The sequence below is a fragment of the Campylobacter concisus genome, from assembly GCF_902460625.1.
GTDB classification, from domain to species: Bacteria; Campylobacterota; Campylobacteria; order Campylobacterales; family Campylobacteraceae; genus Campylobacter_A; species Campylobacter_A concisus_AD.
Window position 1 is genome coordinate 47,388 of sequence record NZ_CABPUT010000011.1, and the last position, 24,079, is coordinate 71,466.

At 39.5% G+C, this 24,079-nt stretch carries 23 protein-coding genes; 22 read left to right on the forward strand and 1 reads right to left on the reverse strand.

Going from position 1 to position 24,079, the window contains the following annotated elements; all coding sequences use genetic code 11:
- Positions 1-130: 130 nt before the first annotated feature.
- The 15 genes from F3G69_RS08625 (at position 131) to hypA (ending at position 14,369) form a co-directional block, all read left to right on the forward strand.
- A complete protein-coding gene (locus F3G69_RS08625; RefSeq protein ID WP_149714996.1) occupies positions 131-1,276 on the forward strand; it encodes a hydrogenase small subunit in 1,146 nt (381 codons plus the stop codon).
- 9 nt (positions 1,277-1,285) lie between these two features.
- On the forward strand, positions 1,286-3,004 hold the full coding sequence (locus F3G69_RS08630; protein ID WP_149714997.1) for a nickel-dependent hydrogenase large subunit: 1,719 nt from the start codon (positions 1,286-1,288) through the stop codon (positions 3,002-3,004).
- 9 nt (positions 3,005-3,013) lie between these two features.
- Positions 3,014-3,694, forward strand: a complete 681-nt coding sequence (gene cybH, locus F3G69_RS08635; protein ID WP_021091370.1) for a Ni/Fe-hydrogenase, b-type cytochrome subunit — start codon at positions 3,014-3,016, stop codon at positions 3,692-3,694.
- A complete protein-coding gene (locus F3G69_RS08640; RefSeq protein WP_149714998.1) occupies positions 3,694-4,236 on the forward strand; it encodes a HyaD/HybD family hydrogenase maturation endopeptidase in 543 nt (180 codons plus the stop codon). Before cybH ends, F3G69_RS08640 begins: the two co-directional genes overlap by 1 nt.
- The gene (locus tag F3G69_RS08645; RefSeq protein WP_149714999.1) at positions 4,233-5,705 is read left to right on the forward strand and encodes a hypothetical protein; all 1,473 of its coding nucleotides are present in this window, start codon (positions 4,233-4,235) and stop codon (positions 5,703-5,705) included. The genes F3G69_RS08640 and F3G69_RS08645 overlap by 4 nt, the downstream gene beginning before the upstream one ends.
- A complete protein-coding gene (hypF, locus tag F3G69_RS08650) occupies positions 5,689-7,914 on the forward strand; it encodes a carbamoyltransferase HypF (RefSeq protein ID WP_149715000.1) in 2,226 nt (741 codons plus the stop codon). Before F3G69_RS08645 ends, hypF begins: the two co-directional genes overlap by 17 nt.
- 45 nt (positions 7,915-7,959) lie before the next feature.
- Positions 7,960-8,373 carry a nickel-responsive transcriptional regulator NikR gene (gene nikR / locus F3G69_RS08655; RefSeq protein WP_021091291.1) on the forward strand — a complete coding sequence of 138 codons (414 nt, stop codon included), beginning with the start codon at positions 7,960-7,962 and terminating at the stop codon, positions 8,371-8,373.
- Positions 8,374-8,391: 18 nt separating this feature from the next.
- Positions 8,392-8,760 (forward strand): Na+/H+ antiporter NhaA, encoded by a 369-nt coding sequence (locus F3G69_RS09650; RefSeq protein WP_103601019.1) that lies wholly within the window; start codon positions 8,392-8,394, stop codon positions 8,758-8,760.
- A gap of 95 nt (positions 8,761-8,855) precedes the next feature.
- Positions 8,856-10,115, forward strand: a complete 1,260-nt coding sequence (locus F3G69_RS08665; protein WP_149715001.1) for a DUF2157 domain-containing protein — start codon at positions 8,856-8,858, stop codon at positions 10,113-10,115.
- Complete coding sequence (locus F3G69_RS08670) at positions 10,112-10,717, forward strand: GDYXXLXY domain-containing protein (protein WP_149715002.1); 606 nt, start codon at positions 10,112-10,114, stop codon at positions 10,715-10,717. The genes F3G69_RS08665 and F3G69_RS08670 overlap by 4 nt, the downstream gene beginning before the upstream one ends.
- Before the next feature lie 170 nt (positions 10,718-10,887).
- Positions 10,888-11,700, forward strand: coding sequence for a hydrogenase nickel incorporation protein HypB (gene hypB, locus F3G69_RS08675; protein WP_149715003.1), 813 nt, complete (start codon positions 10,888-10,890; stop codon positions 11,698-11,700).
- Positions 11,700-11,939 carry a HypC/HybG/HupF family hydrogenase formation chaperone gene (locus F3G69_RS08680; protein WP_103559617.1) on the forward strand — a complete coding sequence of 80 codons (240 nt, stop codon included), beginning with the start codon at positions 11,700-11,702 and terminating at the stop codon, positions 11,937-11,939. The genes hypB and F3G69_RS08680 overlap by 1 nt, the downstream gene beginning before the upstream one ends.
- Positions 11,939-13,027 (forward strand): hydrogenase formation protein HypD, encoded by a 1,089-nt coding sequence (hypD, locus tag F3G69_RS08685; RefSeq protein WP_149715004.1) that lies wholly within the window; start codon positions 11,939-11,941, stop codon positions 13,025-13,027. Before F3G69_RS08680 ends, hypD begins: the two co-directional genes overlap by 1 nt.
- A gap of 8 nt (positions 13,028-13,035) precedes the next feature.
- Positions 13,036-14,028, forward strand: a complete 993-nt coding sequence (gene hypE / locus F3G69_RS08690; protein ID WP_149715005.1) for a hydrogenase expression/formation protein HypE — start codon at positions 13,036-13,038, stop codon at positions 14,026-14,028.
- Positions 14,028-14,369 carry a hydrogenase maturation nickel metallochaperone HypA gene (gene hypA, locus F3G69_RS08695; protein WP_149715006.1) on the forward strand — a complete coding sequence of 114 codons (342 nt, stop codon included), beginning with the start codon at positions 14,028-14,030 and terminating at the stop codon, positions 14,367-14,369. The genes hypE and hypA overlap by 1 nt, the downstream gene beginning before the upstream one ends.
- Before the next feature lie 242 nt (positions 14,370-14,611).
- Here the strand turns inward: hypA and F3G69_RS08700 are convergent, their stop codons facing one another.
- Positions 14,612-17,077 (reverse strand): YhdP family protein, encoded by a 2,466-nt coding sequence (locus tag F3G69_RS08700; protein WP_149715007.1) that lies wholly within the window; start codon positions 17,075-17,077, stop codon positions 14,612-14,614.
- A 73-nt stretch (positions 17,078-17,150) separates the two neighbouring features.
- Between F3G69_RS08700 and mltG the strand changes: the two genes are divergently transcribed.
- The 7 genes from mltG to F3G69_RS08735 form a co-directional block, all read left to right on the forward strand.
- Positions 17,151-18,095, forward strand: a complete 945-nt coding sequence (mltG, locus tag F3G69_RS08705) for an endolytic transglycosylase MltG (RefSeq protein WP_054196667.1) — start codon at positions 17,151-17,153, stop codon at positions 18,093-18,095.
- Positions 18,096-18,178: 83 nt separating this feature from the next.
- A complete protein-coding gene (locus F3G69_RS08710; RefSeq protein ID WP_149715008.1) occupies positions 18,179-20,353 on the forward strand; it encodes an NADP-dependent isocitrate dehydrogenase in 2,175 nt (724 codons plus the stop codon).
- A 4-nt stretch (positions 20,354-20,357) separates the two neighbouring features.
- Complete coding sequence (locus tag F3G69_RS08715) at positions 20,358-21,251, forward strand: lactate/malate family dehydrogenase (protein ID WP_149715009.1); 894 nt, start codon at positions 20,358-20,360, stop codon at positions 21,249-21,251.
- 8 nt (positions 21,252-21,259) lie between these two features.
- Complete coding sequence (locus F3G69_RS08720) at positions 21,260-21,571, forward strand: 4Fe-4S dicluster domain-containing protein (protein ID WP_149715010.1); 312 nt, start codon at positions 21,260-21,262, stop codon at positions 21,569-21,571.
- Positions 21,568-22,698: a 2-oxoglutarate synthase subunit alpha gene (locus tag F3G69_RS08725; protein ID WP_149715011.1), complete on the forward strand. Its 1,131-nt coding sequence runs from the start codon at positions 21,568-21,570 to the stop codon at positions 22,696-22,698. Before F3G69_RS08720 ends, F3G69_RS08725 begins: the two co-directional genes overlap by 4 nt.
- Entirely contained in the window at positions 22,688-23,533 is an 846-nt protein-coding gene (locus tag F3G69_RS08730) for a 2-oxoglutarate ferredoxin oxidoreductase subunit beta (RefSeq protein WP_087580112.1), read from the forward strand. Before F3G69_RS08725 ends, F3G69_RS08730 begins: the two co-directional genes overlap by 11 nt.
- Positions 23,530-24,079: 2-oxoglutarate:acceptor oxidoreductase subunit OorC (locus tag F3G69_RS08735; RefSeq protein WP_103600488.1), on the forward strand; the 550-nt coding region annotated here is incomplete at its 3' end. The genes F3G69_RS08730 and F3G69_RS08735, both read left to right, overlap by 4 nt.

Genomic DNA, 24,079 nt, shown 5'->3' on the forward strand with positions numbered 1-24,079 from the left:
AAAAAATGGATTTTAAATTTTTTAGTTAAAATTTATTTAATTATAAATATTAATTTTATAAAATAATTTTTTACTTCTTTAAACAAAGATATTATTAACAAAAGTAAAATTTTCAAGCAAAGGAGCTTATATGAATAATGACTTGCGTCAAAAGATAGATAGACGCTTAAGTGAGCTTAGTGCGTTGCCTAAGATGAAAAGCGACTCGAGTATTGCGCAGCTTTTAAAAGATAAAGGCTTTACGAGGCGTGATTTTATGAAGTGGGCTGGTGCGATGACAGCTTTTATGGCTCTACCAAGTGCGATGACACCGATGGTTGCTCGTGCTGCTGAGCTTAGCGATAGGCTTCCTGTGATATGGCTTCATATGGCAGAATGCACAGGCTGTAGCGAGAGCTTACTAAGAACCGATGCTCCAAGCATAGATAGTCTTATATTTGACTACATAAGCCTTGAATACCACGAAACTATCATGGCAGCTTCTGGTTGGCAGGCTGAAGAAAATTTAGAGAGTGCTATTGAAAAATACAAAGGTAGATACATCCTGCTAGTTGAGGGAGGTATCCCAACTGGTGCGACTGAAAATTTTCTAACAGTTGGACCTCATGGCACAACAGGTAAAACTCATGCTGTAAATGCTTCAAAAGACGCAGCTGCTATCTTTGCGATCGGTACCTGTTCTAGCTTTGGTGGCATTCAAGCTGCAAGGCCAAACCCATCAAATTCAGTGGGACTTTCAAAGGTAACTGATAGGCCAGTTATTAATGTTGCGGGCTGTCCACCAAGTGAGAAAAATATCGTTGGCAACGTGCTTCACTTCTTGCTTTTTGGCACACTTCCAGCGCTTGATGTTTATAATAGACCAAAATGGGCTTATGGTTTAAGAATTCACGATCTTTGCGAAAGACGTGGTCACTTTGACGCTGGCGAGTTTGTCCAAAACTTTGGCGATGAAGGTGCAAAAAATGGCTACTGCTTATACAAAGTAGGTTGCAAAGGTCCATATACATTTAATAACTGCTCACGCGAGAGATTTAACCAGCACACATCGTGGCCAGTTCAAGCAGGTCACGGCTGTATAGGCTGCTCAGAGCCAGACTTTTGGGATACGATGGGACCATTTGAAGAGCCTATGGCAGATAGACTCTTTGATACTGTTTTAGGTCTTGGAGCTGATAATGTCAGCGATAAAGTTGGCATTGGAATTTTAGCTCTTACAGGCATTGGCATAGCAGCTCACGCTGTTATAGCTTCTATGAGTAAAGATAAAGAATAAGGCGAAAAAATGAGTGAAAAAAGAATAGTAATAGACCCTATAACACGTATCGAGGGACACTTAAGAATAGAAGTTGTCGTAGATGAAAATAATATCGTAAAAGAGGCTTACTCTGGCTCAACTCTTTGGCGTGGCTTAGAGCAGATCGTAAAAGGCAGAGACCCAAGAGATGCTGGCTTTTTCATGCAAAGAATTTGTGGTGTTTGCACATACTCACACTACCGAGCAGGCATTATCGCAGTTGAAAATGCCCTTGGCATCAAGCCTCCACTAAATGCAGAGCTAACTAGAACGCTTATGAATGCAGCTTTATATCTTCACGATCACATCGTGCATTTTTATCAGCTTCACGGCCTTGACTGGGCGGACGTGGTCTCCGCACTAAGTGCAGATGTGCATAAAGCTAGCGAAGAGGCGTTTAAATATACTGATCTTCCGTTTGCCACGGGAGCTGACAAGCTAAAAGAGGTAAAAGAGAGAGTTGAAGCCTTTGTTAAAAAGGGCAATCTTGGACCATTTGCCAACGCATACTGGGGACATAGCACATATAAATTTACGCCAGAGCAAAATTTAATCGTCCTCTCTCACTACTTAGAGTGCTTAAGAATCCAAAGAACAGCAGCTCAGATGATGGCGATCTTTGGTGCTAAAAACCCACATCCACAAAGCCTAACAGTTGGCGGTGTGACTTGCGTGATGGACCTTATGGATCCAGCTAGAATGGGCGAATATATGAGTAAATTTGCCGAGATCAAAGAATTTGTTGATAGAGCTTACTATCCAGATATCTTGATGGCGGCTAAAGCTTATGGTAATGAGCCAAGCGTTCTAAACGACGTTGGTGTGGCAAATTTACTCTGCTACGATGAGTTTTTGATCGGCAAAAATGATCATCTATTTAAAGGTGGCTATATCTTAAATGGCGATCTTAACAAGGTTTATGATATTGATGAAAATAAAATCACTGAAGAAGCTACTAGGTCTTGGTATAAAAACGACAAAGCGCTTCACCCATATGACGGCGAGACTGAGGCAAACTACACAGGTCTTATTGACGGCGAGAGCATAGATGCCGAGGGCAAACTAGCTCATAGTAAGCTTTTTGATACAAAAGGTAAATATAGCTGGATCAAAGCACCAAGATATGATGGCTTGCCTATGCAAGTGGGTCCAATAGCAAGTATCGTTATAAACTACGCTAGAGGCAATGAAAGAGTTAAAAAGGTAGTTGATGAGTTTTTAGCAAAGAGTGGCTTGCCACTAAACGCAGTCTTTTCAACTCTAGGCAGAACCGCTACTCGTATGCTTGAGGCAAAAGTAGTCGCAGAGCATACAATGGATGCATTTAATGCCTTGGTAGAAAATTTAAAATCAGATCAAGAGACTTGCGCAAAATATGTAATCGATAACAAAAAAGAGTACAAAGGAAATTTCCAAGGCAATGCTCCAAGAGGTGCGCTTAGCCACTGGTGTCGCATAAAAGATGGTGTTATCACAAACTGGCAAGCAGTCGTGCCAAGCACATGGAACGCCTCTCCAAAAGATGCGCAAAACCAAATGGGAAGCTACGAAGCGTGCTTAGTTGGTTTAAAGATCGCTGATCTTTCAAAACCACTTGAGATAATACGAAAAATTCACTCTTACGATCCTTGCATCGCGTGTGCTGTGCATGTTATGGATACAAAGGGAAATGATTTGAGTACTTATAAGATAAATCCAAATTTGTAAGGAGAGAATATGTCACATAAAAATGCTGACAGGATCAGCGAATACGAATTCTCCATCGGCGTTAGGCTGACACACTGGATTAGATTTGCAGCGATCACACTTTTAGTTGTGAGCGGCTACTATATCTCATACGTTTTTGTGAGTCCAGAGATCACGAGCGAGCCTACAAATTTTATGCAAGCAAAGTGGCGTATGGCTCACCAGATCGCTGGCTTTGTGCTGATAGCGGCGTTTATCTTTAAATTTTATCTATTTGTCTTTGATAAACACAGCAAAAAAGAGTGGATGAGTGTGGTTGATTTTCTAAATCCAAAAATTTGGATCGCACAGATCAAATACTATCTTTTTATGGGGCCACACCCGCATTTAAGGGGCGTTTATAATCCTTTACAGTTTGCCTCATACTTTTTCTTTTATCTTATTTTGACTCTTATTTGCCTAAGTGGTCTTGTGCTTTATGTTCATGTTTATCATGAAGGACTTGGCGGAGCGCTTTATGAGCCAGCAAGATTTTTTGAAGAGCTTATGGGTGGATTAGCAAATGTCAGAACGATACATAGAATTTGTATGTGGGTCATTATGATTTTTGTGCCGATTCATGTTTATATGGCGGTATTTAACGCCGTTAAAGGCAAAAATGGAGCGATGGACGCTATCGTTAGTGGCTATAAATTTGTAAAAGAACACTGATGAGAGTGCTGGTTCTTGGTATCGGCAACGTGATGTTTGCCGATGAGGGCATAGGTGTTCATTTTGTAAATTTGATGGCTAAAAACTATAAATTTACAAGTTCTAAAAATGAGCTTACTCTAATGGACGGGGGCACTTTAGCCCTCGCTCTAACTCACATTATAAGCGAATTTGACTATCTTATCGTCGTTGATTGTATTAGCGCAAATGGTGCAAGCGTGGGCGATGTTTATTTCTTTGACTTTCTAAATGTACCAAATTTTATCAGCTGGGACGGCTCGGCTCACGAGATCGAGATGCTTCAGACCCTTCATCTAATGGAGCTTGCAGGCGATAGACCTATGACTAAAATTTTAGGCATCGTGCCTAGCCGCATAGAATCATCAAATTTTAGCCTCTCAGATGAGGTTATAAACGCTTCTAATATTTTAGAAAAAACGCTGCTTGATCACTTAAAAGAGCTTGATTTTGAGTGTGAAAAGGTGGCAAATTTTACCCTAAATGATATCGTTGATGAATACGCTAAAAAAGGTTTAAAATGATACTTGCTTTTAAATTTACTTGCCACAAGGACGCTTCGTTTCTAGTGCCATTTTTACGCTTGCTTGCTGGCGATCTAGCTCATAGCCTAAAGTGCAAAGAAGATGAAATTTGTCTAAAGGTAAGTGGTAATGCCAGTGAGCTTGAGAGCGTAGCAAATAAAGCAAGCGCGCTCTTGCCATTTAGTCTTTTTATAAAGCACAGTGAGGTCTTGGCTGCAAGTGAGCTTGATGAAGATAGTAAGATAAATGAGATAAAATTTGGTGGACTAACTCCGACTCAAGCGAGCACATTTTTGGCTAGCGAAAAGGCTATCTTAAATGAAAGTGGTGTGCTGTGTGAGAGTAAATTTGAGGGTGAGATAACGCTTGGTAATTTTAATGAAAAGCTAAAAGCTTGCCTAAATTTATTAAAAAACGGCAAGAGCGTTTGCATAGAGCAAGATAAAAATTTATATGAAATTTCTCTTGGTGTAAATTTTGACGCAAATTTCTTGATGCCTGTAAATTTAAAGCAGCTACCAAAAATTTTTATCGCCGATGATAGAGTTTTGACATTTCTAGCTAGCTTTGAAAAGCCACTTTTAGCACTAAAGACGACAGCCATTTATAGACAAAATCACGAGGATGCGCCGCTATTTTTTGACGTGATGGCACCAAATGACCTTTTTCTTTACGCCATTTGCGAGCAGCTAAATAAAGAAAATTTTAGCTTTTTAAGCGTTAAAGTAAAGGAGCAAAAAAACGCTCTTTCAAGGCTTACTTTGCTTGAAAGTAGCGCAGTTTTAAGCCCATTTTTCTATACAAAAAACGAGGAATTTGAGCTTAGTAATTTTAGCGATATAGCTTTGGGGCTAAAATTTAGCAAATTTAGTGATGACGAAATTTGCCTACTTTCAAAATCAAGCAAAACACAGCTTCTATTTTTGCCAAAATTTAGTAGCTTTGAAGAAATTTATGAGCTCATAAGAGCCGAGGAGGGCGGCGAAAGGCTACTTGAAAATTTCAGCAAAGAGCATACTTTACCAAGTGGTAAATTTAGCTCAAATGCTAGCTTTTTCTCGCTGTTTTGCATAGCTGGGCGCATACTTGGCTTAAGTGATGACTTTAAAAAAGCAGGGGAGAATTTGCTCCTTATGGCAAGTGATTTTAGCGGTCAAAAGGGCGTTAGGATCGATTACAAGATGAAAGATGACTTTGGTTTAGACGGGGTTAAGTTTGTAAAAAGTATCATTTCGTTTGTCCTTGCTGGCGCTGGAGAGAAGAACATCAGCTTTGGTTGCACCGAGTCTTTGGCGCACTTTTTGAGCGATTTTAGCTATGAAAAACGAGATAAATTTAATATCAAAAATGTTACTTTAAGCGGGGATTTATTTTATAATAAGGTAGTTAGCAACTTGATAAAAAAGCACCTAAACCCAAATATAAAAACAAATTTTGACCCCGGATTTGGCATTGAGATCAAGCTTTAGATACGAGATCAAAGGCTTAGTTCAAGGCGTTGGTTTTAGACCTTTTGTCTATACTTTGGCGGACAAATTTAAGCTAGTTGGCGAAATTTACAACGATGATGAGGGTGTGAAGCTAAATTTTAGCGGCGAAGAGGCTAGCTTTTTGGCTTTTGAAAAAGAGCTTTATGAGAAGCTACCAGCACTTGCTAGGATCGATGAGCTTAAGAAGATTAAGATAGATAAAATTTATGAAAAGCTTGAGATCATCGCTTCAAAGAGAGCTGCCAAGCAAGCTCCTATCTTGCCTGATTACGCACTTTGTGATGACTGCTTGCGTGAGTTTTATGACCCCACAAATCCACGCTACAAATACCCATTTATAAACTGCACCAACTGCGGGCCTAGATTTTCCATCATCAAAGCATTGCCTTATGACAGGGCAAATACGACGATGAACGAGTTTAAAATGTGTAAATTTTGTGAGAGCGAGTATAAAGACCCGCTTAATCGCCGCTACCACGCAGAGCCGATCTCTTGCCCAAATTGCGGACCAAAACTCTATCTAAAAGATAAATTTGGCAAAGTCTTGGCTAGTGGGAACGAAGCGGCTAAAGAGGCAGCTAGGCTCATAAACGAAGGCAAAATTTTAGCCATTAAGGGACTTGGTGGCTTTCATTTGGTTTGTGACGCGACAAATGAAGCCGCAGTTTGCGAGCTAAGAGCTAGAAAACACCGCCCAAGCAAGCCCTTTGCTCTGATGAGTAAAAATTTAGAGAATGCTAGAGAGATAGCGCAAATTTCAGAGGCGGAGGCGAAGCTTCTTAGCTCAAATTTAAAGCCAATCGTCCTGCTTGAAGCAAAAAATGGCTCAAATATCGCAAAAAGTGTCGCACCAAATTTAAATAAGCTTGGCGTCATGCTCGCATTTAGTGGCATACATCTTTTGCTATTTGACTATCTTGAACACGACATCATCGCAACTAGCGCAAACATCTCAGGCGAAGTTGTGATAAAAGATGAGAGCGAGCTAAGAGAAAAGCTAGGTGACGTCATAGATTTTTATCTTGATCACGACCGAGAAATTTACTCGCCAAGTGACGATAGTATCGCATTTTGCGTTGGTGATGAGACGATTTTTACAAGGACGAGCCGTGGCTTAAATCCAAATTTCATCCATACAAATTTCAAGCAAAAAGGGACATTTTTAGCCCTTGGAGCGGAGCTAAAAAGTTCATTTTGTATCTACAAAGACGGGCTTTTGATGATTAGCCCATATATTGGCGATCTAAAAAACGTAGCGACTTTTGATAGATTTAAAGATATTTTTACCCTTTTTGAAAAGACCTACAACCTAAAAATCGATAAAGTTGTAGCCGATCTGCATCCAAATTTTTTAAATACAAAATGGGCAAAGGATCAGGGCTTTGAGCTCATTCATTTGCAGCACCACTACGCGCATTTGCTAAGTGTGATCTTTGAAAATGATCTAGCAGATAAAAAGTACCTTGGCTTTTGCTTTGATGGCACTGGATACGGGGAGGATGGCAAAATTTGGGGTGGCGAGGTCTTTAGGCTAGATAAAAAGAGTTACGAGCGAATTTATCATTTTGATGAATTTAGCCTATTTGGAGGCGAAAACAGCATCAAAAATATTTATCTAATCGCATATTCTATTATTTTAAAATACTCTCTTGAGGACGAAGCTAGTAAATTTTTAGTAAATTTTGATGAAAAAATGCTTGCAAATTTTAAAAAAATGGAGCAAAAAGGATTAAACTTAGTAAAGACTAGCTCAGTTGGTAGGATATTTGACGCATTTGGAGCGATTATTTGTGGGCTTTTTCACTCGAGTTTTGAGGGCGAGAGTGGTATGAGGCTTGAAGCGCTTTATGATAAAAATTTAGATGCGTGTTATAAATTTATTCTAGATAATGAAGTGATCAGCTTTAAAGAAGCTTTTAAAAGTGCTTTAAAAGATGAGCCAAGAGTGGCTGCAACGGCATTTATAAACGGCTTGGCTGATATTATTTTTGAAATTTCAAAAAAAGAAAAAATTGAAATTTTGCTAAGCGGCGGAGTTTTTCAAAATAAGACTTTACTCGAACTTATTTACAAAAAATTTACTAAAGCAAATTTGAAATTTTATATCAATAAAAAATTCTGTAGCAACGATTCTAACGTAAATTTAGGGCAAATTTATTATTATTTATCCACATTTTCTAATAAGTGATGTATAATGATTATAAACGGTAATCAAACAAGAAAGGAGCAGAAAATGGATAGTGTTATACGTTTTAGTGTTTCTTTACCTAGTCAGTTACTTGACGAACTAGATAAAAAGGTTAGCGAACAAGGCTACGCTTCTAGGAGCGAATTTACGAGGGATTTGATACGCGAAAAGATCGTAAGTGATAGCTGGAAGGACGCTAGTGAGGAGTTGATCGGGGTTTTGACGCTCATTTATATGCATCATCACAACGATTTGGTGAATAAAAAGATGGATATAGAGCATAGCTCTGATGTGAAAATCATCTGCACAAACCATGTTCATGTCGATCATCATAACTGCTTAGAAACGATTTCAATAAGAGGCGAGGCTGGCAAAATTGAACGCTTTGCTGAAAGGATCGCCGGCTTAAAGGGTGTAAAATTTTCTAAACTCACAAGGGCAGCTATTCCTAGGTTTTAGTTTTTTTTAAGGGTCTTTATGTGTTTTAGGAATTTTAGGGGTTTTTTTATAGGTGAAGCTAGCAGCGGTATTTTTCTTATCGTTGCTGCTTTAGTGGCATTTATCTTTGAAAATGTTTTTTTAAGCAGTTTTTATAACTCATTTTTACAAATCGATACAAGGCTAAATTTTGGCAAATCGCCGATACAAAAGCCCCTTATCCTTTTGGTAAATGATAGTTTGATGGCCGTTTTTTTCTTTTTACTTGGGTTTAGACTTAAGCGAGAAATTTTTAAAGCAAAGCTTAGGAATCTGGCCCAAGCTACCTTGCTAAAAATTTTTATTATCGGTGGCATTTTAGCTTCTGTATTTTTTTATATTTTAAATCACAATTATATTTTTTATTGAAAGACTAAGGCAGTGTCAATGGACATAAATACGGTATTTAAGGTACTGGCTGGAAATTTGGTGTTTTGTATATCTTATAAAAGAGAGTGTGAATAATGAACTTTTTAAATAGAATTTTTCTAACAAAAGAGCTGGATCGGTGGCAAAGTGACGGAATAGTCGATAAAGAGACCGCTACAAAAATAGCAAATTTATATGACATCGACCCTGACGCTCATAGTGACAAGATGAGTTTTGTCTTAAAACTCGTAGCATATCTCTTTTTTGCGCTAGCCTTTTTTACGCTCGTTGGCGCAAACTGGGAAGAGATACCAAGACTAGGACGTTTAACACTTGTGTTGTTTGTGCTTGGGCTTATAAATTTTGGTGGAATTTACTATCTCGCAAAGGGAAAAGAAAATCTATCAACGGCGATGTTTTTTCTTGGAAATTTCTGCTTTGGTGCGGCGATCGCTCTTATTGCTCAAATTTATAACATTAGCGATGAGCCAAGCGGTGGTATTTTGCTTTGGAGTATCGGGGCGTTTGCGGTTTCTTTTGCTAGTAAAAAAGGTGTGTTGGTAGCCCAAAGTCTTATCTTTGCGACAGTTTGGTTTTTTATGATAACTTATCAGGGCGACTTTGGTTTTGGCTTTATCATTTTTATAGCACTTGGCGCATATACGCTTTACAAAGACGACTCAAAATGGCTTGCTTTTGTGCTTTTTATAGATATTTTTATATACATCATTTCATTTTGCGGCTACATTAGTGGTCTTAGAGCGATATTTGATTATGGATTTTTGTTTGGACTTCCGATGGTTGCGATCGTATCGCTATCTTATGCACTTTTACTTATCAGCATTTCGCCTCTACTAGATAAGTTTAGAGTAGGGCTTGGCGTATTTACGAAAGAATTTGGTAAAAATTTTGGCGTTTTTGTGTTGTTATTTTGTCTATTTTTATTTGAAGAAAGAAATTTATTTGAGGTTGGAGATGAAGAGCTTTGGTTTGTGAAGTCGTTTTTTAAAAGCAACTTTGGCTTTGTCTTTATCCTATTTAGTGTTGCTTATTTTGTACTATTTTTTAAAGAAAAAAATAAGAGTGGCTTGCTACTTGGGGCACTGCTTGTGTCGTTGCCATTTGTCTTTAGCTACGGGCCTGGCTACGCAAATATATTTTTCTCGCTCGCAAATATCATAACAGCTGCGGTTCTTATCAAAAAGGGTGAGTTAAAACTCGGTCTTTGTATGATATTTTTGGTTGCAGCCGTGAGGTATTTCCAACTCATAGGTGATTATATTGGTGCTACGGCGCTATTTATGGTGTTTGCTTTCATAGTGCTAGTTGTCGCTAGAAAAGGACGTAAAAAATGAAGATAAAATTCTTAATAGTAGCTATAGTTTTTCAAATTTTGCTTATTGGCATTATGCTTGGCTACGCGCTTATGCCGCTTTATTTTGGGCAAGAGGTAAGAGTAAGGGTCAATCTTTATGATCCAAGAGATCTTTTTCGCGGAAACTATGTTGATTTAAACTATGAATTTTCAAATTTTCACTCAAGAAATTTTGACGAAAATGATAAAGATGACCGCTATATCGACCAATACGATGAGAGAGTAAGAGATGGAGCTAGAGTTTATGCTATTTTAAAACCAGATGTTAATGGCACTTACGGCTTTGCAAAATTTAGTGCAAGCAAGCCAGAAAATGGAGTGTTTTTAGCTGGTAGATATGATGGCTACTCGCTCGTAAAATACGGCATAGAGCAGTTTTATATGTCACCTGATAGTGCGGCTAATACTGAAAATGAAATGAGAGAAGAAGATGTTAATGCATATGCTGTTTTGATGGTTATGGATAATGGCAAGGCTAGACTAAAGGATCTAATAATCCAAAAGAATGCCCAAAAAAATAGTAAAAAACTACTTGGTGATGAAAATTTTGATAAGTTGGATGAGATTAGGCAAAAAGAGTAAAGTAAATTTAGTCAAAATTCTTATGCAAATTTTATTTATATTTTTAAATTTAAATAAAAATTTAAATAAATTAATTAATTTTGATCTATTTGCAAAAACTCCTAAATTTTAATTTTATTTTTAAATTTAAGAGTTAAAATCTCCATAAATTAATAAAAAAGGATGAAAAAATGTGTAAAGATTGCGGTTGTTCAATGGGTAATCACGCCCACGTTCACACTCACGCTGATGGCACCACTCACTCGCACCCACACACTCATGATGGACATACAGATCACGCTCATGACGCACATGAGCATAGCCACGAGGCTCACGCACACCCTGTGCTAAATGAGAGCAAAACCATAGACGTGATAGAGAAAATTCTCTCTGAAAACGACAAAGAGGCCGCTCACAACAGAGCTCATCTTGATGAGAAAAAGATACTTTGCGTAAATTTAATGAGTAGCCCAGGCGCTGGCAAGACGACGCTTTTAGAAGCTACGATAAAGGCTGGTAAGTTTAAAATAGGCGTTGTTGAGGGCGATCTTGAGACAAATCAAGATGCCGACCGCATAGTAAAAGCTGGTGCGAAGGCTCATCAGATAAGCACAGGTCAGACCTGTCACTTGGACTCATTTATGGTACATGAGGGGCTTCACCACCTGCCACTAAACGAGCTTGATCTAGTCTTTATAGAAAATGTTGGAAATTTAGTCTGCCCTGCAAGCTACGACGTTGGCTCACACTTTAACGCTGTGCTTCTTTCAGTACCAGAGGGCGATGACAAGGTGAGCAAATATCCAGTGATGTTTAGGGCTGCTGACGTGCTTTTAATCACAAAAGCATCGCTTGCGCCACACTTTGACTTTGATATCGAGCGAGTGAAAAACGACGCTAGAAAGCTAAATCCAAAGGTCGATATCTTTGTGATAGATAGCAAAACAGGCGAGGGCATCGATAAATGGATAAGTTATTTGGAATTTAAAAAAGAGCTAAGATAATGTGCCTCTCGATCCCTTCAAAAGTAATAGAAATAGATGAAAATAACGTTGCTACCGTTGAGACTCTGGGCGTTACTAGAAAGGTAAGCCTAGATCTCATCTCTGAAGAGGTAAAAGTTGGCGAATATGTGCTAATCCACGTAGGATACGCTATGCAAAAGATCGATACGCAGTTTGCGCTTGAAAGCTTAGAGGTCTATCAAAAGATCGCTGATGATATGGATGCGGGGAAAATTTGATGGATCTTATAAATGATTTTCGCGATAAAAATTTAATCCTAGCCCTTTCAAAACTCATCCAAAAAGAGAGCACAAAGCCCCTAAATATCATGGAAATTTGTGGCGGCCACACGCATAGCATTATGAAATTTGCACTGCCAAGCTTAGTTGGAGAGCATATAAATTTCATCCACGGCCCAGGCTGTCCGGTCTGCGTGATGCCAAAGAGCCGCATAGATGAGGCCTGTAAGCTAGCTAGCATGGATAATGTGATCTTTTGTACGTTAGCTGACATGCTAAGAGTGCCAGGCTCAAAGACAAGCTTGCAAAAGCTTCGTGGCGAGGGGCACGACATAAGGGCACTTTACACTCCACTTGATGCGCTAAATATCGCTAAGCAAAATCCAGAAAAAAAGGTCATATTTTTTGCCATTGGCTTTGAGACAACGACGCCAATGAGCGCAAATTTGGTTGAAAAAGTGCTTCAGCAGGGCATTAAAAATTTATACTTTCATATAAATCACGTAACCGTCCCAGCTCCAGTTAGAGCCATAATGAGCGATGAAAACGTGAGGATAGATGCATTTTTAGGCCCAAGCCATGTAAGTGTCATCACTGGAAGTAAAATTTACAAAGAGCTAGCAGATGAGTTTAAAAGACCGATCGCCATTAGCGGTTTTGAGCCACTTGACATCATGGCAAGTGTGCTAAATTTAGTCCGTCAGCAAAATGCAGGCACACATGAAGTCTACAACGAGTACGCAAGGGCGGTTAAAGAGGAGGGCAACGTCAAGGCAAAAGAGCTCATCGCTAAGTACTTTGAGCCGTGCGACTTTGTCTGGAGAGGGCTTGGCGAGATAGTACAAAGCGGTATGAAGCTAAAAGACGAGTTTGCCTATCTTGACGCTAGAGTGCAGTTTGACTGCAGCGTAGAGAGCGCTGGCGAGAGCAAGGCATGCATTTGTGGGCAAATTTTAAGAGGGCTAGCAAAGCCAACAGAGTGTAAAGTCTTTGGCAAGGTTTGCAACCCGCAAAATCCGATAGGATCGTGCATGGTCTCAAGCGAGGGCGCTTGTGCGGCATATTTTAAATATGCAAGAGTTGGTTAAGGAATTTAATGAAAAAGATAATGCTAAGCCACGGCGGCGGCGGCGAGGAGATGAACTCGCTTATAAACGAGACGATATTTAAAATTTTTGATAATGAAATTTTAAGGCAAAGCAATGACTCAGCGATATTAAATTTAAACGGCAAGATCGCATTTAGCTCTGATAGCTTTGTCGTGACTCCCATTTTTTTTAATGGCGGCGATATCGGCAAGATCGCAGCTTGTGGCACGATAAACGACCTAGCGATGGTTGGAGCAAGCGCAAAATATCTAAGCTGCTCGCTCATCATCGAAGAGGGGCTTAGTATAGAGGAGCTTGAAAAGGTGCTTGGCTCGCTTGCAAAAACTTGCAAAGAAAGTGGCGTAAGCGTAGTTTGTGGTGATACAAAGGTTGTGCCAAAAGGCAAATGCGATAAAATTTTTATAAACACAGCAGGTATCGGCGAGATAGTTTGCGAGGGCGTAGAGCTTAAAAATTTAAAAGCAGGGGCTAAAATTTTAATCTCTGGAGATGTTGGCAGACACGGCGGTGTGGTGCTTGCAGCAAGAGAAGAATTTGAGCTCGGACTTGATCTAAAAAGTGACTGCAAGAGCCTAAAAGAGGTTGCTTTAAGGCTATTTAGTGCTGGCATAAAGCCGCAATGCATGCGTGATGCGACAAGGGGTGGACTAAGTGCGGTGCTAAATGAGTGGGCTAAATTTAGTAAATTTGACATCTTGGTTTTTGAAGAAAATATCAAGGTAGCTGACGAAGTTATGGGCGTTTGTGAGCTATTTGGTTTTGAGCCTTATGAGCTTGCAAATGAGGGCACTTTTGTGATGGCTGTTGATGAGAGCGAGGCCGAGACTGCACTAGAAATTTTAAGAGAATTTGATAAAAATGCGATGATAATAGGCGAGGTAATGGAAGCAAAAAACGAGCGTGTCATCATCGAAAACGCCTATAAATCAAGAAGATTTCTCGAGCCGCCAAAGGGCGAGCTACTGCCAAGGATCTGCTAATGCACGAGCTTAGTATCGTTCAAAATTTAGTCAGCCTTTGCGAGAAAAATGCCGCCAAAGAAAATGCCAAAGAGATAAGCAAGATCGAGATAAAGGTGGGCCGTTTAAGCGGAGTAGAGCCTCATTATCTAGAGAGCGCCTTTGATGTTTATAAGGCTGATACGATATGCGAAAACGCCGAGCTTGTGATAAATTTACAAGGCATTGTTATTGAGTGCTTGGAATGTGGATTTGGTGGGGAACTTAGCGAAAATGACTTTACTTGTCCAAAGTGTAAAAGCCAAAATTTAAAGGTAACTGACGGCGAGGAGATGTATCTCATGCGCCTTGAGATGAAGTAAATTTTACATATTTTTATATGTAAAATTTTATGTTTTTTATCAAAATATTTTAATAGTTGTAGTATCAAAAAATAGCTATCAAAGCCTTGATCTTTAGCTTTTGATGTTTTTTGACTAGTAAAATTTAAGCATTATGCGCTTTACGAACCGAGGTTAGTATAGTTAATCAAAAATGAGTGCCACTCTTGGCTTTAGAAGCAGCCAATAATTTTTCTATAATTTTCGTGCGTTGTAGATTTAAACTACTCAAATATCAAAAACGGAGCCTGAATCACGTTTCTTATTATCTTTAGTGGCGAAAGCAAGGCGTCTTGCAAGATCTGTGTCGAGTATTCAGGCTTATCGGTAGTGCCACGTATGGCGATGACGGTTGAGAGCGAGCGGTCCTTGCCAAGGATTATTTGATTTACCAGTGGAATTTTATCAATGATACTGCTAGCGTCTTTTAGTAGCTTTAGCTCAAGGTCGATATTTATCTTTTTACTCTTTAGATCGATCGTGCCACGCCCGCCGATATCAGCACTTGTGCCTATCATTTCAATCGCTAAAAACTCGATCATATCGCCATTTCTAGTGAGTAAAATTTTACCATTTTTAACGGTAAAGCCCTTGTCATTAAAGTCAGGCGTTTTAAAGCTAAGAAGCGATGGAACCGAGTTTAAAAAGCTAAGCAGTCTTTGATAAAAGATATAATCCTTTAAAAAAGTATCAAAAAATCTCACCTCTGCCTTGAAATTCTTAGAGTTTTCTCCAAGTAGTTTCAGGCGAAATTTACCACCCTCAAAACTCTTGATGCCAAAAAGGTCGTTGATAAATTCTCCGCTTATGTCGGTTGCGTCTAAATTTATACTCTTTTCATCGTTAAAATAGCCAACTCTTCCTTGTTTTGCTAGCCCATTTAGCGAGGTGCTTTTGCCCTTTTTCTCGGCGCTAAAGCTAGCAAATGGCAAGGTCTTGTTTAGATCCCTTAAAATGATATCGCCATTTTTTGCTAAAAGCTCAAGCGGCGTGCTTTGCTCGCTGGTTTTGTTATCGTCAAGCACTAGCAAATTTATATCTTGAGTTTTTACGTTTATGGCTTTTTCTTTTATGTCTAGGTCTAGCTTTTTACTTGCACTATCTACCTTCACACCAGCTTTTGAGACTAAAATTTTAAGATCGTCATTTTCGTACTTTGAGCCATTTTTATCTAAAAACGGCAAGTCAAAGTTTACCTCTTTGGCAAAAATTTCAAGATCAGTAAAATCCTTACTTTTTATACTAAGTTCATCAAAACCACGCACGCCGTTTTGCTTTAAAACAGGTGAGTTCTCTATGAAAAATTTACTATTTTTTGTTGCTATTTTACTTTCACTGCCAAAGCTCATATCAAGTCCAAATGGCTCTATCTTAAGCAAAGTTTCATCAGCCTTGCTAAAGTCTAAAAATGCGCTAAATGGCTCATTTTTAAAGGCTAAAATTTCATCATTTTTCTCTTTTAGATCAAAGCTTTCTATCACGCCTTTTATCTCGCCAGTACTTTTTTGTAAATTTATATCAGCCTTGGCATTTGCTTTAAAAAACTCAAGTCCAAAGCCAGTAGCATCGATGTTTAAATTCGTCGTATTTATAAGCTTTACGAGAGCATTTTTGGTATTAAATTTACTTCCAGCAATCTCTAAAACCGCGTCACTTAGCTTAAATTCTCCATTTGCAATGACGCTTTTTTCATCAAAATTTTCTAAGCTTTTCTCATCAAGCTTTATTAAAATTTTTAAGCTAGCGTCCATTTTTCCGCTTAGCTGCCTTACTGGCACGATGATCTTATAGGCTTTTAATATCTCATTTATAGCTTCATCATAGATCGATTTTGTCTTTATAAGTAGCTCTAAATTTGCGCTTTTTTCATCAAAGATATTATTTATCACAACGCTTGAGCCATCAAGCTTTTTGCCCTTGTAAATAGGCGAAATAAGATCAAATTTAAGCTTTGAGTTTTTAAGCGTGATATTTGCTTCGCCTACATTTACGGCTGGCAAGCCTTTTTCAAATTTAACGAGCAAATTTTTAGTATTTGCGGTGGCATTTAGATTATTTAGATAAAAGTTATTTTTAGCTAGATCAGCCTTGCCATTTATCTCTTTAAGCTCGTAATCATCAGCAACGATGTATCCATATATCCAGCTTTTAACTTCACTATTTAGCTCTATGCGTCTGTCAAGCTCATCAATGAAGTTTTTAATGCTTCCAGCCTCGACATCGTAAGCTTTGTAAGTTAAAAATGTATCTTTTAGGGCAAAATTTAGCTTACCGTGCAGCTCATGAGAGGTGAAATTTCCTTCAAATTTATAGTCATTTTTATCAAAATCTGCACTTCCTTCGCCGCTAATGCTGACGTTAAAATCCTTAAAGCTTAAATTTCTAACGCTAAAAAGATCTATTCCGTCTTGCTGTTCGTTTTGGAATTTAATATCCACATTTAAATAAGGGCTATCAACAAAAAATATATCATCTAAAAATAGAATTTTTAGTTTAAAATCATCGCCTATTTGCACATTTTCAAGTGAAATTTCTTGAAAAATCGTATCTATAAAATCTACGCTTTTACTAAGATTTAAAAGGCGCTCATCGCTGCTTTTTTGCTTGCTCTCTTTCTTAAAATTTGGGAGCTTTATCTGCTTTGCTCTTGCAATTATTTTTTTATCTAATTTTATATATAATTGCTCCAATTTTACGCCGTAAAACTCGAAATCGTTAATTTTTATGCCGTATTTTAAAAGTAAGATAAATGAAAGAATCAAGATGATAAAAAATTTTATGAAAAAGCCATATTTAGACATTTTTTTTGATATCGTAGCCATCATTTTCCTAAGTATTTTTGTCTATTTGGCACGCCCTATAAACACAAGCAAGGTCGTTTTTATACCAAAGGGAAGTGTGGGCGAGATTATATCTTATTTAGCTAATCGCAACTTTAACTTAAGCGTGATAGACAAATACGCCATACTTTTTATCGGCTCTCCACAATCTGGCTGGATAGAGATCGGCCAAGACAAAATTTCAAGGGTTGATTTTTTAAAAAAACTTGCAAAATCAAAAGCAGCTTTAACCGAGATAACGCTAATACCAGGCGAAACGACTATCGTTTTTTTAAACCAGATCGCCGCCCAGCTAGGACTTGATCCAGTTAAGCTAAATAGCGAATATAACGCCCTTGCTCCAGTTGGTGATGGTTTTTTGATGCCAAATACATATAAAATTCCAGTTGGCATCAGCGAAAGACACCTTGCTTTTTATCTTGTAAATTCATCAAGAAAGGCTCAAAGCGAGATCAGCAATAAAATTTTTGGCGAATACAATGAGAAAAAATGGTTTAAAATTTTAACGATCGCTTCGATCATCCAAAAAGAAGCGGCAAATGACGCTGAGATGCCACTTGTCGCCTCAGTCATTTATAACCGCCTAAATAAGGGCATGAGGCTGCAGATGGACGGCACACTAAACTATGGAATTTATTCGCACGATGTGATCACGGCTGAGCGCATAAGAAGCGATATGAGCGAGTTTAATACCTATCTAAATGACGGCATTCCGCCAAGTCCAGTCTGCTCGGTCTCGATAAGTGCGATCAAAGCGGCGATAAATCCTGCAAAGAGCGATTATTTATACTTTGTGCTTGATAAAAAGGCGAAAAAACACATTTTTTCAAAAACCTTAAGCGAGCACAACCAAAATATAGGAAAATAGAGCTAGAATTTGCGGCAAATGCCTAAAATACAACGAGATTTAATAAAGAAAGTGATAAATTTTAAAAAAATAAAAGGGCTAAAATGAGTGACATTATCTGGACTAAAACTGACGAAGCACCACTATTTGCAAGCTACTCTCTCTTTCCTATCGTAAAGAGCTTTTTATCACGCGCTGGCATTAGTATAACTAGGGCCGATATTAGCCTAGCTGGGAGAATTTTATCTCTTTTTAGCAAAGAGCTTGGACTAAATAAGGCCGATGAGCTGGAGCTTTTAGGCGAGCTGACCGCTCACAAAGAGGCAAATATCATTAAGCTGCCAAACATCTCAGCCACGCTTGTTCAGCTAAAAGCAGCGATAGAGGAGCTTAGAAGCAAAGGCATAAACGTGCCATTTTATCCAGATGAGATCATCACGGATTACGACGAAGGGGTTGCTAAAAAATACCAAAAAGTGCTAGGAAGCGCGGTTAATCCAGTGCTAAGACAAGGAAACTCAGATAGAAGAGTCTTGCCACCAGTTAAAGAATTTGCCAAAAAGCATCCTCACAGTAACGGCGACTGGGACAAGGCAAATAAAACTAAAATTTGCTACATGCAAAAGGGTGATTTTTATGAGAATGAGCGCTCAATAGTCGCTAGTAAAGATGAGAAATTTTATATAAATTTCATAAGTAAAGATGGCAAAAAAGAGCTTTTAAAAGAGCTTGCCATTCAAAGTGGCGAGATCGTAGATGCCACATTTTTAAGCGTTGAAGAGCTTGATAAATTTTATGAAAGTTGCTTCGAGACGGCTTTAAAAGAGAATTTAACCCTTAGCCTTCATCTAAAATGCACGATGATGAAGGTTAGTGACCCAGTCATCTTTGCTCACGCGATAAAGAGCTACTTTAAAGATGTTTTTGAAAAATTTGGCGATGAATTTAAGGCTCACGGCGTTGAGGCAAAAAACGGCTTAAAAGATATGTTTTCTAAAATTTCAACTCTTAAAAATAAAGATAAAATTTTGGCTAAATTTGATGAAATTTTGAGCAAAAAGGCAAAAATTTGGGTATTAAATGAAAATACCAGCAACTTTGACGTGCCAAATGACGTCATCATCGACGCCTCCGTACCAGCACTCATTAGAAACTCTGGTAAGATAAAAGATAGAAGCGGCGAGCTAAATTTCTCGCTTTGTATGATCCCAGATAGGACCTACGCTAGGGTTTATGAGGCCTGCGTGGCGGACTTTAAAGAGCATGGTGCGCTTGATGTGAGCAGCATAGGCAGTGTGGCAAACGTTGGGCTAATGGCTAAAAAGGCCGAGGAATACGGCAGCCATGATAAGACTTTTATCGCAAAAGAGGACGGAGAATTTGTAGTTTTTGACGAAGCTGGCGAGAGCGTCTTTAAATTTAGCGTCAAAAGTGGCGATATTTTTAGGATGACGCAAGCTAAAGAAGATGCCATAAATGCGTGGTTTGAGCTTGCTTTAAAAAGAGGCGAAATTTCAAAAGATGAACTTATATTTTGGCTAGATAGTAGCCGTGCTCACGATAGAAATTTGATAGCTAAATTTGAAAGATTTAGAGAGAAATTTGCTAGCGCTGGCGTAAAATTTGAAATTTTAAACTACGAGCAAGCCACTACAAAAACGCTTGAGGCAATAAGAGCTGGCAAAAACGTTATAAGCGTAACTGGTAACGTTTTAAGAGATTATTTAACCGATCTTTTCCCGATCTTTGAGCTAGGTGGCAGCTCAAAAATGCTCTCAGTTGTGCCGCTACTTGCTGGTGGAGCGATGTTTGAAACAGGTGCTGGCGGAACGGCCCCAACTCTTGTAAAAGAGCTAAAAGAGAAAAATCATTTACTTTGGGATAGTCTCGGCGAGTTTTTAGCGCTTAGTGCTTCGCTCGAGCATTTGGCATTTGTTAAGCAAAAAAAAGAGGCAAAAGAGCTAAGTGATGCGCTAAATAGAGCGGTTGCTAGCTATCTTGATGAAAACAAAACGCCAAATGCCACTCTTGATACTAGGGAGTCGCACTTTTATCTGGCACTTTTTTGGGCAAGAGAGATGGCAAAAAGTGGCGGGAATTTAAGTAAAATTTTTGAAAATTTAGCAGACGAGCTAGAGAAAAATGAGAATGAGATTCTAAAAGAGTTAAGACAAAATGATGGTGCAAGCGTGGAATTTGGCGGATATTATTTGCCAGATGAAGTAAAAGCAAATGAGGTCATGAGACCAAGTAAAATTTTAAATCAAATAATAGGATGAGAAAATGAAAATAAGTATAGTTGGAGCAGGAAACGTCGGTGCGAGCATAGCTTATGCGCTTTGCATGAGAGAAGTTTGCGATGAGATCGCGCTTGTGGATATATTTGGTGACGTGGCACGTGCAAAGGCTATCGATCTAGCACAGTCAAGCTGCGTTTTTAACGCTAAAACTATCGTTTGTGGTGGCGATGATTTTATGCTAATAGAGGGCAGTGATATCGTAGTGGTAACTGCTGGAAGCCCAAGGAAAGAGGGTCAAACAAGAGAGGACTTACTTCTTAAAAATGCCGTCGTTGTAAAGCAAACAGCTCAAAATATCGCAAAATTTGCACCAAATGCGGTGATAATCGTCGTGACAAATCCGCTTGATGTGATGGTCTGGACGGCTCATAAATTTAGCGGTTTTAGCAAAAATAAAGTGATCGGCATGGCTGGTGAGCTTGATGGTGCAAGATGCAGATATGAGCTAGCACTTCTAAAAGATAAAGATGCAAAAGGGCTAAAGACAAAGATAATTGGCGCTCACAACGATGAGATGATCGTATCTGCTAGTAATATCAGCGAAAATTTAAACGAAAATGAGTTGGCAATTCTTAAAAAAGAGACAAGCACAGGTGGCGCAAAGATCGTTAAGCTTCTTGGCACTTCAGCTTACTACGCACCAGCGGCTGCAGTTGTGAAAATGTGTGAAGCGATCATGGGCAAGAGTGATGAAATTTTAAGCGCTAGCGTACTTCTTGATGATGAGCTAAGTTGCGGCAGGCTAGTAAAGCTTGGACGTGATGGCTTAAAAGAAATTTTAGAGCTAAATATAAATGAAAGTGAGCAAGAGCAGCTAAGTAAAAGCGAAGCTGATATTAGAAAAAACATTAAATTTTTAAAAGAAAATTTAGATTAGGAATATAGATGATAGTAAAAGAAAATGTACCTGTTTGGGTCGATGAGAGCAGGTGTAAAGCCTGTGATGTCTGTGTGAGCTACTGCCCAGCAGGTGTGCTAGCGATGAGACTTGAGCCAAAGGCGGTGCTTGGTAAGATGATAGAGGTCGTCTATGCTGACTCATGTATAGGCTGTCGCGACTGCGAGCTTCATTGCCCTGATTTTGCTATTTATGTGGCTGAAAAAGGCTTCAAATTTGCAAAGCTAACGCCTGAGAGCAAAGAGCGAGCTACTGCCGTAAAGGCAAATAAATTTGCAAAGCTTGGAGAGAGCGCATGAGAGAGCTAGTATCAACCGGAAATGCCCTAGTAGCAAGGGCTGCGGTCGAGTGTGGCTGTAACTTCTTTGGTGGATATCCTATCACTCCAAGTAGCGAGATCGCCCACGAGCTAAGCGTGCTTTTGCCAAAACATGGCGGCACATTTATACAAATGGAAGATGAGATAGCTGGGATTTCAGTTTCTCTTGGCGCAAGTGCGAGTGGTGCTAAGGCAATGACTGCTAGCTCAGGTCCAGGAATTTCACTAAAGGCTGAACAAATAGGCCTTGGCTTTATCGCTGAGATACCGCTTGTCATCGTAAACGTAATGCGTGGCGGCCCTTCAACTGGCTTGCCAACCCGCGTCGCACAAGGTGATATTTTGCAGGCTAAAAACCCAACTCATGGCGATATAAATATGATAGTGCTAGCACCTAGCAGCCTTGAGGAGTGCTATACGCAGACCGTGCGTGCGTTTAACCTCGCAGCTAGGTTTATGACGCCAGTTATGCTGCTACTTGATGAGACGATAGGCCATATGCAAGCAAGGGTGCGTTTGCCAGAGATTAGCGAGCTAGAAATTTATAAAAGAAGAGAATTTAATGGCGAGCCAAAAGAGTATAAACCTTATGAGGCCGCACCAGATGAGCCAGCCACGCTAAATCCTTTCTTTAAAGGCTATCACTACCATATAACTGGGCTTCATCACGGCGCTACTGGCTTTCCAACAGAAGATGGAAAGATCGTTGAATACTCTATGAATAGGCTATTTAATAAGATAAATTTACACGCTGATGAGTGTGAGAAATTTGAAGAGTTTATGCTTGATGACGCAGAAATTTGCATCATCGCCTTTGGTAGTGTGGCGCTTTCAGCTAAGCAAGCGATATTAAATTTACGCGAAAAAGGGCTAAAAGTAGGGCTATTTAAGCCACTCACACTTTTTCCAGCTCCAGCTAAAAAGCTAAAAGAGATATCAAATAAATTTAAGAAAATTTTAGTCTGCGAGCTAAATTTAGGTCAGTATAGTGGCGAAATTTCAAAGATCATATTAAGAGATGACTTTGCAAAACTGCTAAAAGCAAACGGCAGACCAATAAGCCCAAGCGAGATCGAGGCGAAGATAGGAGAAATTTATGGCTTTTAATTACGATAAATATTTACGAACAGATAAAATGCCTACTCTTTGGTGCTGGGGCTGTGGCGATGGCGTCATACTAAAGGCACTCATCCGCGCTATCGACACCATGGGCTGGGATATGAACGACGTTTGCGTAGTCTCAGGCATAGGCTGCTCTGGCCGCTTTAGTGGATACCTCGACTGCAACACCATCCACACAACTCACGGCAGAGCCGTAGCTTACGCAACTGGCGTAAAGATGGCAAACCCAGACAAGCACGTCATCGTAGTAACTGGCGATGGCGACGGACTAGCGATCGGAGGCAATCACACGATACACGGATGCCGCCGAAATATCGGGCTAAATCACATCCTAATAAACAACTTCATCTATGCGCTAACCAACTCTCAAACCAGCCCAACCACACCAAAGGGCATGTGGACGGTCACAGCGCAGTATGGCAACATCGACCCTAGCTTTGACGCCTGTAAGCTCGCAACCGCCGCAGGCGCTAGTTTTGTCGCGCGTGGTAGCGTCATCGAGCCAGAGAAGCTTACAAAGCTCTTTGTAGAGGGCTTTAGCCACGATGGATACAGCTTTTTTGATGTATTTTCAAACTGCCATATAAATTTAGGCCGCAAGAACAAAATGGGTGAGGCGGTCAAAAATTTAGAGTGGATAAAGGGTCGCACGACGAGCAAGGTCAAATTTGACATGCTAAGCGACGAGGAGAAAAAGGGCATTTTTCCACTTGGTGTGCTTCATAAAGATGAAGAAAAGATCGAATACACCAAAGCTTACGACATGGTAAGAAAGGCTGCCATGAGCAATGAAGCGATAAATTTTGAGGAGCTAGCATGAAGTCACAATTAAGATTTGTCGGCGTTGGCGGACAGGGTGTCATACTAGCAGGCGAGATTCTCTCAGCTGCCAAGATAAAGGCAGGCGGATACGGCATCAAGGCATCTACCTACACATCTCAGGTGCGTGGTGGCCCAACAAAGGTTGATATCATACTTGATGAGAAGGAAATTTTATACCCCTATGCAAACGAGGGCGAGATAGAATTTATGCTAGCAACCGCACAGATAAGCTACGATGCCTTTAAAAGCGGCGTAAAAGAGGGCGGTGCGATCGTGGTTGAGCCAAATTTGGTAAAAGTAAGTGATGAAGATAAAAAGCACTGGAAAATTTATGAAATTCCTATCATCTCTATCGCAAAAGACGAGGTCGGAAATGTCATCACTCAAAGTGTCGTCGCCCTTGGCGTGGCGGTGGCTATGAGTAGGTGCATGGATGAAAATTTAGTGCGTGAAGAGATGTTAGCAAGCGTACCAGCTAAGGTCAAAGAAGCAAATGCTAAAGCTTACGAGCTAGGTCTAAAATACGCAAAAGAGCTTTTAAAAT

What these genes read in the sequence shown, in the direction of transcription:
- F3G69_RS08640 (WP_149714998.1), top strand. Translation starts at nt 3,694, where the DNA reads ATGAGAGTGCTGGTTCTTGGTATCGGCAACGTGATGTTTGCCGATGAG.
- F3G69_RS08670 (WP_149715002.1), top strand. Translation starts at nt 10,112, where the DNA reads ATGAAGATAAAATTCTTAATAGTAGCTATAGTTTTTCAAATTTTGCTT.
- hypA (WP_149715006.1), top strand. Translation starts at nt 14,028, where the DNA reads ATGCACGAGCTTAGTATCGTTCAAAATTTAGTCAGCCTTTGCGAGAAA.
- F3G69_RS08630 (WP_149714997.1), top strand. Translation starts at nt 1,286, where the DNA reads ATGAGTGAAAAAAGAATAGTAATAGACCCTATAACACGTATCGAGGGA.
- hypE (WP_149715005.1), top strand. Translation starts at nt 13,036, where the DNA reads ATGAAAAAGATAATGCTAAGCCACGGCGGCGGCGGCGAGGAGATGAAC.
- cybH (WP_021091370.1), top strand. Translation starts at nt 3,014, where the DNA reads ATGTCACATAAAAATGCTGACAGGATCAGCGAATACGAATTCTCCATC.
- F3G69_RS08710 (WP_149715008.1), top strand. Translation starts at nt 18,179, where the DNA reads ATGAGTGACATTATCTGGACTAAAACTGACGAAGCACCACTATTTGCA.
- F3G69_RS08720 (WP_149715010.1), top strand. Translation starts at nt 21,260, where the DNA reads ATGATAGTAAAAGAAAATGTACCTGTTTGGGTCGATGAGAGCAGGTGT.
- F3G69_RS08715 (WP_149715009.1), top strand. Translation starts at nt 20,358, where the DNA reads ATGAAAATAAGTATAGTTGGAGCAGGAAACGTCGGTGCGAGCATAGCT.
- F3G69_RS08645 (WP_149714999.1), top strand. Translation starts at nt 4,233, where the DNA reads ATGATACTTGCTTTTAAATTTACTTGCCACAAGGACGCTTCGTTTCTA.
- hypD (WP_149715004.1), top strand. Translation starts at nt 11,939, where the DNA reads ATGGATCTTATAAATGATTTTCGCGATAAAAATTTAATCCTAGCCCTT.
- nikR (WP_021091291.1), top strand. Translation starts at nt 7,960, where the DNA reads ATGGATAGTGTTATACGTTTTAGTGTTTCTTTACCTAGTCAGTTACTT.
- hypB (WP_149715003.1), top strand. Translation starts at nt 10,888, where the DNA reads ATGTGTAAAGATTGCGGTTGTTCAATGGGTAATCACGCCCACGTTCAC.
- F3G69_RS08725 (WP_149715011.1), top strand. Translation starts at nt 21,568, where the DNA reads ATGAGAGAGCTAGTATCAACCGGAAATGCCCTAGTAGCAAGGGCTGCG.
- F3G69_RS08665 (WP_149715001.1), top strand. Translation starts at nt 8,856, where the DNA reads ATGAACTTTTTAAATAGAATTTTTCTAACAAAAGAGCTGGATCGGTGG.
- F3G69_RS09650 (WP_103601019.1), top strand. Translation starts at nt 8,392, where the DNA reads ATGTGTTTTAGGAATTTTAGGGGTTTTTTTATAGGTGAAGCTAGCAGC.
- F3G69_RS08730 (WP_087580112.1), top strand. Translation starts at nt 22,688, where the DNA reads ATGGCTTTTAATTACGATAAATATTTACGAACAGATAAAATGCCTACT.
- F3G69_RS08680 (WP_103559617.1), top strand. Translation starts at nt 11,700, where the DNA reads ATGTGCCTCTCGATCCCTTCAAAAGTAATAGAAATAGATGAAAATAAC.
- F3G69_RS08625 (WP_149714996.1), top strand. Translation starts at nt 131, where the DNA reads ATGAATAATGACTTGCGTCAAAAGATAGATAGACGCTTAAGTGAGCTT.
- mltG (WP_054196667.1), top strand. Translation starts at nt 17,151, where the DNA reads ATGATAAAAAATTTTATGAAAAAGCCATATTTAGACATTTTTTTTGAT.